The organism is Xenorhabdus sp. NBAII XenSa04, assembly GCF_963866145.1.
In the GTDB taxonomy this organism is placed as follows: Bacteria; Pseudomonadota; Gammaproteobacteria; order Enterobacterales; family Enterobacteriaceae; genus Xenorhabdus; species Xenorhabdus indica.
Genome location: NZ_CAWMEB010000346.1, coordinates 1 through 10,530 on the forward strand (window position 1 = coordinate 1; position 10,530 = coordinate 10,530).

Here is a 10,530-nt window from a genome sequence, read left to right on the forward strand (position 1 = left end):
TCAAGTTAGATTGGTATATACCTTAAAATATATAGTAAATATTTTTAGAAAAATCATTAGCCATTCTAATAGAGTGGCTAATGATTTATAACATACATAAAATTTAAAATTGATGCTTATAACTTATATGAATTAATTATCACATACGGGTTTGAGATAAGGGGGGATAATTGGCCATTCACGATCAAAGAAGTGTAGAATATCATCAATTATTCCATTTTTATATTCGATAGTTTCTTTCAATAGATCGCCTTTATTTATAACAGAGCCAGCACCTGAGACTTGCCCTAATTCAATAGTTGTTAATTCTTTCATATATCGCCTCATTATTTCATAATTGATTACGATTGATATTAACTTCTTAGTACATTAATTAAAAAATCACATGAACTTAATATTATTCTATTTTATGAGTATGTACTCTGAAATTTGGAAGTTATTCATCATTGATACAATCAAGTATATCACAGCCAAGATTTCCCAAAGCATCTACCTCACCTTTAATAAATCCGCCTAAGTCTTTCGAAATATAGCCTTCATTGGAAAGGAAATCAACGGTATCATCAATTGTTTTACCAAAGGCGTGAATGCCGGCTTTTACTGCTTTACGCCAGTTAAAAGTACCACCTGCAACCTGCTCCAATTCAATAATTGTTAACTCTTTCATATATCACCTCATTACTTATTAGTATCATCATTTAACTAAATTAGAACCATAATGCATAAATAGATAATAGTTTGAATTATGGCTCCAGAAAAATTAAAATAATTATAAATTGAGAGAAAGAAATTCAAAAATGATCCTAAAAATCATTGCATAAAACCTTTCTGTGATTCAGATCAAATTTATATTTTTCTGAAGCCAGCTTTCTCCGCTGTTCTGATATCACCATAAATTATTTGTTCTTAACTTTTATTAAACAACCAACCATTTATCACATACTATTTTTGGAGTAGTGACTATTTTTTCCATCAGAAACTATTTTCATCGTCAATAGATAAAATAAACTGATAAGAAATTAAAAATACTTATTTATTTGGTTACTTTCAATTTATCAATCATGACATACTATAATCCAAGAATTAATATAAATCACATTAGCCTGAAAATAGCCTTGTTATTATTTTTCCACAAAAAATTATCAATAATTTTTAACAATACCCATACAATACGAATGAATCTCATTCTTATTTTTAGCTGTTCTATACAGATAAAGAGAGATATAAAGGAGGCAAGAATCCAGGACCCCAGGGGGGTACACATACCGTTCAGCGGTATCCAACTACTTGCACCCAACAATGATATGATTATGCTATTCACTCTACATTAATTAGCGATTCTGGAGAGGCAAACAAACTATGCAAAGTTCTCTTGACAGGCTGAATCACAATGAAAATGAAACAGAAAAGACGACTCCTCACGATAATTATTCGGGCACACAAGAATGGCAAGAACTATTCGACCAATTTACCACCAATATCGGTGAAAAAGCGTTGTCTGAACTGGAAGAGAAGATTGCAGATGATCCTGTAGGTTATTGTTGCCGTGAGCTAAACAAACCAGTGTATGAATTAGCAGAACTGGAGAAGAAGTTTTCTTCGGTATTCATACCAGAAATTCCCGTCGATACCGAAAAATATATCCATAATTTGAATGAAGATGTTCTTAACCAAGTGATGCCTGTGTCATCCCCTACTTTTGTTGGTCATATGACATCAGCCCTTCCCAGATATTTACCTGCCCTTGGCAAGATATTAACTGCCCTGAATCAAAATTTAGTCAAACTGGAAACATCACATGTTCTGACCGTACTGGAACGCCAGGTATTGGGTATGATGCACAAATTGGTATACGGTTGTGATGAAAGTTTTTATAAACAATGGCTGCACAGTGGTGATTATGCTCTGGCAGCCTTCTGTTCTGGCGGAACACTGGCTAATCTGACAGCCATGTGGGCATGTCGAAACCAGCTCATGCCAGCCGACGAAAATTTTACCGGTCTTAAACGTGAAGGACTGGCCAGAGGTTTACTCCATTACGGTTACAATGGAGTGGCGATTTTAGTATCAGAACTCGGCCACTATTCGCTGAAAAAAACTGTTGATGTGCTCGGCCTTGGACAAGATGCACTAATCAGTGTTGATGCCGACAAAAACGGACGGATCTGCATTGATTCCCTCTACTCACATCTGAAAAATCTGCGTCAGCGCAATATCAAGCCCATGGCAATTGTCGGAATAGCGGGAACAACCGAAACCGGCTCGATCGATCCGCTGGACGTACTGGCAGATATCGCTGAGCGCGAGCAATGTCATTTCCATGTCGATGCTGCCTGGGGAGGCGCGAGCTTGTTGTCAAAACGCTATCGACATTTATTCAAAGGCATTGAGCGCGCTGATACTGTGACAATTGACGCTCATAAACAAATGTACGTCCCTATGGGAACAGGTATGGTACTGTTCCGCCAGCCTACTCTAACTGATTCTATTGCCCAACATGCTAATTATATTGTACGTAAGGGTTCAAAAGATTTAGGCCGCCACACGTTGGAAGGTTCACGCAGTGCGATGTCGCTTATGTTGCACAGTAACCTGCATCTGCTTGGCCGGCAGGGTTTCGCCCAATTAATAGATCGTAGTATCGAGAAAGCACAGCAATTTGCAGACATTATCCGCCAGCAGGAAGATTTTGAGTTAATCAGCGAACCACAACTTTGTCTGCTTACTTACCGATATATACCACCAATGGCATTGACGGCACTATGCAACGCTCCTGAATCTGTGCGGGAAAAACTACACGATACACTGAATGTACTGAACCAAAATATCCAATCTATGCAGTGGACTACCGGAAAGTTCTTTGTCTCACGTACCAGTCTCAGGCCGGTGCAATGGGAGCGACAACCAACAACTGTTTTACGTGTTGTACTGGCAAATCCATTGACAACTTTAGAAATACTTGAGTGTATGTTGGAAGATCAACGCAAACTGGCACAGCAAAGTCCGTTATGGCAAACCTTACAGAACTTAATCAATTGAGATAACTTAATATCTGCTTCATTTTTCAAGTTACAATTCGAACTCTATTGGGCATATACCCAATAGAGATTCTGGGATAGTATGTATAAAAAAACAGATCGGAACAGTCATTTCAAAATTAAATATATCCACCGCCTAAATAATACAAGATATTATTTAACCGCTTCAGCTATTAGATAAATAATATTTAAAACCAAATTTTTTAATTCAAATAAATATTTATAATGCCAGATCATTTTTTCACTCTTTGCTGTACAAGAAGTGAGAAAGTGCAACTAACAAAGCAAGAGCAAATCTCCGAATTCACAGATAACTCTATGCTTATAAATACATGTTTATAACTACAGTGACCGTGCTGAGTGTTCGTAACCAACAAAGAGGCAACTTAAAAGATGGAGGGAACATACACTATGTTAATGAAATGATATAGAATTGCATAAAAGTACATCTACGTTACTATCTGATTACTTAGAGAAATTATTTATGCTCTTTTATTCCACTATTACAAATAAACTCTATCAATTAATGAAAAAAAATAATATGCATCAATTAATGTCATATCTATTACACCCCATTACACCTTAACTGTGACTTTTATCACGATTTAAATTCATTCACATTTATGTTTATAAATCTTCCTTGAAATTTCACCAGAAAAAAATAACCATGTTGAGTCTCATTGACCAGTATATATTTTTTATATTACTCATAATCTCCTATAATGGTTTATTTTTATGACACTAATAGCTTATCTCTATCGTCAATCCTGGATATTGCTGTTTTTATCAACAATATTTGCATTAATCAGCGGGTTTGCCGGTGCATCAGTAGTAGGCATGATTAGCCAGGGAATTACAGGTGCAGCTAATCTCTCAACATTTATCTGGAACTTTTTTGGTATCTGTATTCTTTTTTTTATTACTAAAACTTTATCAGAAATATTGTTATCACATTTAACTCAAGCAACGATTTATTCCCTGCGACTGAGTCTGAGTAATAAAATATTACGGGCGCCTTTTAAAAAGCTGAATAATATCGGGAAACATGGCCTGTTAGCTGTTCTGACCAAAGATGTCGATGTGTTTATACACTCTTTTATGTTAGCGCCAACCGTCTTTGGCAATATCACACTTATTATCGCTTGTTTCGGTTACTTAGCCTGGATTTCCTGGCAACTCTTTATCATTCTGACCATTGTCTGTCTGCTCACAATGTATATCTTCTATTTTTTAGAAAAGCGCCCTATACGCCTGATGGAAGAAATGCGTGAGCAGGTAGATAAGATATACCTCAGTTTCCAACAGCTAATTGATGGCAGTAAGGAGTTAAAACTCAATAGCCAGAAAGGCAATGCTTTTATTGACAGAGTCATTTCTCCCGGCGCAAAAAAATTCAAAGAGATCTGTATTAAAGCAAATAATAACTACGCCTGGGTGCTGAATGCCGGTTCGGTGGTCTTTTATATTGTCATCGGCTTGATGATTTTTGTTGTACCTATCTGGTTACCTCAAGAACCTTCTAATTTGATGACAGTCACTCTGATTGTTCTATTCTTATCCGGCCCAATCAGCGAAGTGATCGGCGCAATTCCAGAATTAAGACAAGCCGAAATCTCACTACAAAAAATGAAACGACTGGATAGCCAGTTAGAAGAATCTCTGTATATACAACAAGCTAATACACCAAATCCATTTGCAAATGAACAACCACTATCGCTTGAATTGAAAGATGTTGTTCACCACTACACGACCGATAAAGAAGATCGGGAGTTTAATCTAGGGCCGATGAGTCTGACGATTTCCCAAGGCGAAATCATTTTTATTGTCGGTGGAAACGGAAGCGGAAAGACAACACTTGCCATGCTGTTAGTCGGTTTGTTCGAGCAAGAATCCGGCTCTATCTGGCTTAATGGTGTAAAAATGGATCAGACAAATAATGAACACTATCGCCAATATTTTTCAGCCGTTTTCTCTAATTATCATTTATTCGATCAATTGTTAAATACCGGGGCAAATGTTACCGAAAAAGCAACCCATTATATTGAATCTTTCAACATGAGCCATAAAGTTAAAATCGTTGACGGACAATTCTCGACAACTGAACTTTCAGCCGGTCAGAGAAAACGCTTAGCCTTAGTATCTGCTTATCTGGAAGATCGTCCTATTTATCTATTTGATGAATGGGCAGCGGATCAAGACCCTGTATTTAAAAGAATATTCTATACAGAATTACTGCCAGAACTAAAAGCTCGTGGTAAGACCGTTATTGTTATTAGCCATGATGATGCATATTTTGATATTGCAGAACGTGTAATTAAGTTGGAAGATGGACACATTAAAGAAATAAACACCAATAGCCATTATTCTGGCTGAAAATGATCTAGATCAAAGACAACCTACTTATTATAAATATATCCTCGCCCATTTTAAGAGCCTCGTTAAACAGGCTCTTTTTTTATAGAATATATATTATCATTTAGATTATTATGTAATATAAAATATTCATGATAATAACACTTATTACCTATAATAAAATTAGATATAAAAGAAAGGGAATATCACTATGTAAAGTTTTTTCATTTAATATATAATCTAACACCTTAAATACCATAATAAAGACAAAGTACAGTTTATATACAAAATGAGATTAACTTATAACTTTCCTGTGAAATGCCATTCATATCACCGTAATGGTTTTTTTTATTGCGTTGTACTTCCACCGCATTAATTTTCTGCTGGAAAATAAATTTATTGAACTTTATTTAACCAATATTTTTGGCCTTAAATTCTGTTCTTATTTTTTTGTTTTATCAGTTCTCAAATTTTTATTTTTCCATATACCCATAAAAGGGGAGCTATAAAATGAATTATCCTGAGACATTGAATTCATTTGCTTTATCAGAAGCACAAAGCAGCCGTTGGTTTCAATATCAAATTAATCCGGCCCAGAGGGGACAGAGTAATAATGCATTTTGTGCCAGAGTTAAAGGTTTAACTGCTGAGAAATTAGAAAACGCGCTCAATCATCTGATAAAACGCCACCCTATGTTACGGGCTAGTTTTGGTCAATATGACGGTAAGTTAGGATATCAAATAGCAGAAAATGCTGTGATTAAGATCACAAGACATGATGCCAGGGATCTGAGTGAGGAAACGCTGCAACAAGTTGTCCGTAATGATTGTTGGTACGTTTTCGATTTGGAGAATCCACCACGTGTTTATGCCAGTTGGTATCAATGTCATGATCAGGAAAACATCATGGTATTAACCTTTGACCACATGGTTGTCGATGGCTGGTCTTATTGGATATTACTGGAGGAACTGGGTAATCTCTTATCTGAACAAGAATTGCCTCCGGCATCAAAACTCAGTTACCAAGACTATGTTATCTGGCAACAACAATGGCTGGACAGTAACAATGCAAAAAAACAACAACAATTCTGGTGCGATAATCTGAGCAGTTATTTAACAGAATTACAATTACCTGCCAGCAATAAATCAAAAATTAATAAATCCCCTTCCGCAATAAATAGGATCACGATTCCCCGTAAGCTCCCCGAAACGCTGGCTACAAAACTGCATACGTTAGCAACGAAATATGGTAATAGCCTGTTTGCTATTTTTCTGGCAGCCTATCAAATTCTGTTACATCGCTATACTGGTCAGGATGATATTCTTGTCGGCTCTATAATGCCGGGCCGCAGCCGGGCTACCTGGGGTAAATTAGTCGGTGAATTTGTCAACCCGGTTGCCTTACGTGCTCAAATCAATGGCGGGATAACTGTACAGGAACATATCTTACAGGCTGCTAAAATCATTCGTCAGGCTATTGAGAATCAAAAATATCCTTTCCCCAAAATCCTGGAACAAATTAAGTTACAACGTAACACTGATACTCATCTTGTTTTCCAGACAACCATAACTTTCCAACAACCCAGATATGTCAGTAACCTGCCATCATTATGGATGGATCAGAGTGGCAGTAATACGGTGCATTGGGGAGGAGCAGAACTGCGATCTTTCACATATCCTTATTATGGCGATATGCCTGTTCCATTGATGGTTAATATAATAAAAGTCGATCAACAGATTAATTGCGGTTTTCATTATGATACTAAATTGTTCGATGCTGAGTTAATCACTCAACTTATGGACAATTATTTCACCTTACTGGCAGCAATAGCCGATGATGATCAACAGACTATCGACAGCTTACCGTTGATGGATGAATCAGAACGCCAACACATTCTCTATAATTTTAATGCCACTGACGTCTCCTACCCGCAAAATGTTCGGCTTCACCAACTATTCGAACAACAAGTCGATTATGCGCCGGCAGCAATTGCATTGGTTTGTGATAACCAGCAATTGACTTACGAGGAATTGAATCGTCAGGCCAATAAACTCGCACACGCTTTCGTTACGGCCGGTATTCAGGCAGATAATCGTATCGGTCTCTGCATGGAACGTAGCCCGGATATGGTCATCGCGTTGCTAGGAATATTAAAAGCGGGTGCAGCTTATGTTCCTCTCGATCCAGAATATCCGGCAGATCGTCTCAGGCATATTCTGACCGACAGTGAACCAGTACTGGTCCTGAGCCATCATGGGTTACAAAGCCACTTACCAGACACTAATGTTCCTTTGTGGATATGGGAAAGCGAAGAATGTCAGGCAACTCTCGCTGAGCAGCGGGAAGATAATCTCCCTATCATCGACTTGGGGCTGACATCACGTAATTTGGCCTATGTCCTGTATACCTCAGGGTCAACAGGTTTACCTAAAGGAGTAATGAATGAGCATCGGGGTGTCGTCAATCGCTTGCTCTGGGCTAAAGATGAATATCAATTGAACCCTAACGATCTCGTATTGCAGAAAACCCCATTCAGTTTCGATGTTTCAGTATGGGAATTTTTCCTGCCTTTGCTTTCCGGTGCTCAATTAGTTATGGCACGTCCCGGAGGTCACAAAGATCCCCTTTATTTGCTGGAAGAGATTGAATCCAGAGGTATCACAACCATCCATTTTGTTCCCTCTATGCTGCAAAGTTTCATTCATCTCACTCCAGCAGGACGTTGCCCTTCTTTACGTCAGATTTTGTGTAGTGGAGAAGCCTTACCGTATTCCCTGCAACAACAGTGCTTATCTCACTTCCCTCATAGTGAACTGCATAATTTATATGGCCCGACCGAAGCCGCAATTGACGTAACATCCTGGCGTTGCGGATCAGAAAAATATGTCGATTTAGTACCAATTGGTCATCCTATCGCTAATACACAAATCTATATTCTGGATAAACTTAGCCGGCTTGTTCCTATTGGAGTAACCGGGGAGATCCATATTGGTGGCATTGGTGTTGCCCGCGGTTACTTAAATCGTCCTGAACTCACGGCAGAACGTTTTGTTCATGATCCATTCAGCAATCGCCCGGATGCACGGATGTATAAAACAGGAGATTTGGGGCGTTGGCTACCCGATGGCAGCATTGATTATCTGGGCCGTAATGATTTTCAGGTCAAGATACGAGGAAATCGCATTGAGTTGGAAGAAATCGAAACTCATCTGGCCCAATGTACTGGTGTTCAGCAAGTTGTGGTTGTTGCACATGCATATGACTCAGCAGATACAAGGCTGGTCGCCTACATCATCCCCCAATCAGGTACGACACTGAATATTCCCGAACTGCGGGAACAATTGGGCAATAACCTGCCTGATTACATGATCCCTGGCGCATTCGTCATGTTGGATACTTTCCCACTGACATTAAGTGGCAAATTGGATCGCCGCGCTCTCCCCATTCCCGATCACTCGTCTGTGATCACAAAAGAATATGCAGCACCACAAGGTGAAATTGAAGAGCAACTGGCTGATATCTGGCAAACGGTATTGAAGATAGATCGTATCGGACGTTATGACAATTTCTTTGAGCTCGGTGGTCACTCGCTCTTGGTTTTGCAACTTCAATCCAGAATTAATGAAATCTTTGACGTTGATATCTCTATCCAGCAATTGTTTGCACATCCTTCTATCTGTCAGCTTGAAGAGTGCATTATCAACGCTCAATTACTGCAATTTGACGCAGATTCCCTACAAAATATTTATCAATCAATGGAATAAATCTGGCTCTCAAATGGTACTTAAACATGAATAATAATGAATTAACCTCTTTACCATTAGCTGAACGGAAAAGACTACTTGAGTTAGCCAAAGCCGCCAAGCTATCTCGTCAACATACACAAAAAGCAGAAATTCGTCCCCAAGCCCGTAACGGCGATGTGCCATTATCCTGGACACAACAACGCCTGTGGTTCCTGACCCAGTTAGATCCCGCAGCCCAGACGGCGTATCACATGTCAATAGGGCTACATCTACAAGGTCAGCTTAACCTGAATGCGCTGCAAGCGGCTTTGGATCGAATTGTTGCCCGTCATGAGAGCCTGCGGACAACTTTTGTGACCATTGAAGGCACGGCCCGGCAAGTTATCGGGGATGCTAACAGTGGTTTTGCTTTGACGACTGAAGATATCAGCCATTTACCAGCACCAAAACAACAAACAACAGTTGAAGAGCGCGCCCACCTTGAAGCTGTCAAGCCTTTCGATTTTACCTGTGGGCCATTACTCAGAGGGCATTTGCTCCGTTTAGCAGCAGACGAACATGTTCTGTTGTTGACTCAGCATCACATTATTTCGGATGGCTGGTCAGTCAAGATATTGATACATGAACTCTCTGCTCTTTATCAGGCTTTCAGCCAGGGGCAACCCGATCCATTACCTGAATTGAAGCTCCAATATGTTGACTATGTTCTCTGGCAACAACAGTGGCTACAAGGCGATGTACTGGAAACTCAACTAAATTACTGGCGCAATCGTTTACAAGGTGCGCCCGAATTACTCGAATTGCCCACTGACAAACCTCGTCCGATGCAACAGAGTTACAGAGGTAACCGCGTCGATCTGGCATTCTCACCGGAATTAAGTGCAGGATTAAAAAATCTCAGCCAGCGTCATGGCACAACTTTATTTATGACATTAATGGCAGGTTGGGCAGTGCTGCTTTCCCGCATTAGTGGGCAATCCGATCTGGTGATAGGAACCCCGATTGCCAATCGTCCACAGCATGAGCTGGAGTCTTTGATCGGTTTCTTTGCTAATACACTGGCATTACGCATTCAATTGGGTGACAACCCAAATGTCAGCGAATTGCTGGCTCAAGTGAGAAATTGTGCGTTAAGCGCTTATGAGCATCAGGACTTACCATTTGAACAATTGGTCGAAGCCTTGCGACCAACCCGCAGTTTAAGCCATAGCCCTATTTTCCAGGTCATGCTGACTCTCGATAATAAATCAGAACAAAGGAATTTTGAGTTAACAGGACTAAAACTGAGTGAACTTCCTCTGGTTAGAGAAAGTGCTTACTTTGATTTAACTCTATCGCTCAATGACACCGAAAACGGGTTAATGGGTGATTTAGAATACGCCAGTGATCTGTT

Annotated in this window: 6 protein-coding genes; 4 read left to right on the plus strand and 2 right to left on the minus strand. The window is 39.3% G+C overall.

Annotated elements, in window-relative coordinates; genetic code table 11:
- Window positions 1–132 precede the first annotated feature (132 nt).
- Complete coding sequence (locus tag AAC147_RS12145) at window positions 133–315, minus strand: hypothetical protein (RefSeq protein WP_047681366.1); 183 nt, start codon at window positions 313–315, stop codon at window positions 133–135.
- A gap of 121 nt (window positions 316–436) precedes the next feature.
- On the minus strand, window positions 437–667 hold the full coding sequence (locus AAC147_RS12150) for a hypothetical protein (protein ID WP_047681369.1): 231 nt from the start codon (window positions 665–667) through the stop codon (window positions 437–439).
- A 692-nt stretch (window positions 668–1,359) separates the two neighbouring features.
- On the opposite strand from AAC147_RS12150, the gene panP reads away from it, so the two are divergent.
- From panP to AAC147_RS12170, 4 genes are all read left to right on the plus strand, one after another.
- The gene (gene panP, locus AAC147_RS12155; RefSeq protein WP_047681372.1) at window positions 1,360–3,039 is read left to right on the plus strand and encodes a pyridoxal-dependent aspartate 1-decarboxylase PanP; all 1,680 of its coding nucleotides are present in this window, start codon (window positions 1,360–1,362) and stop codon (window positions 3,037–3,039) included.
- 734 nt (window positions 3,040–3,773) lie between these two features.
- Window positions 3,774–5,411 (plus strand): cyclic peptide export ABC transporter, encoded by a 1,638-nt coding sequence (locus AAC147_RS12160; protein ID WP_047681375.1) that lies wholly within the window; start codon window positions 3,774–3,776, stop codon window positions 5,409–5,411.
- A gap of 489 nt (window positions 5,412–5,900) precedes the next feature.
- Window positions 5,901–9,155, plus strand: coding sequence for a non-ribosomal peptide synthetase (locus AAC147_RS12165; protein WP_047681378.1), 3,255 nt, complete (start codon window positions 5,901–5,903; stop codon window positions 9,153–9,155).
- Between the two features lie 26 nt (window positions 9,156–9,181).
- The coding region (locus tag AAC147_RS12170; RefSeq protein ID WP_231571403.1) for a condensation domain-containing protein at window positions 9,182–10,530 on the plus strand (1,349 nt) is incomplete at its 3' end.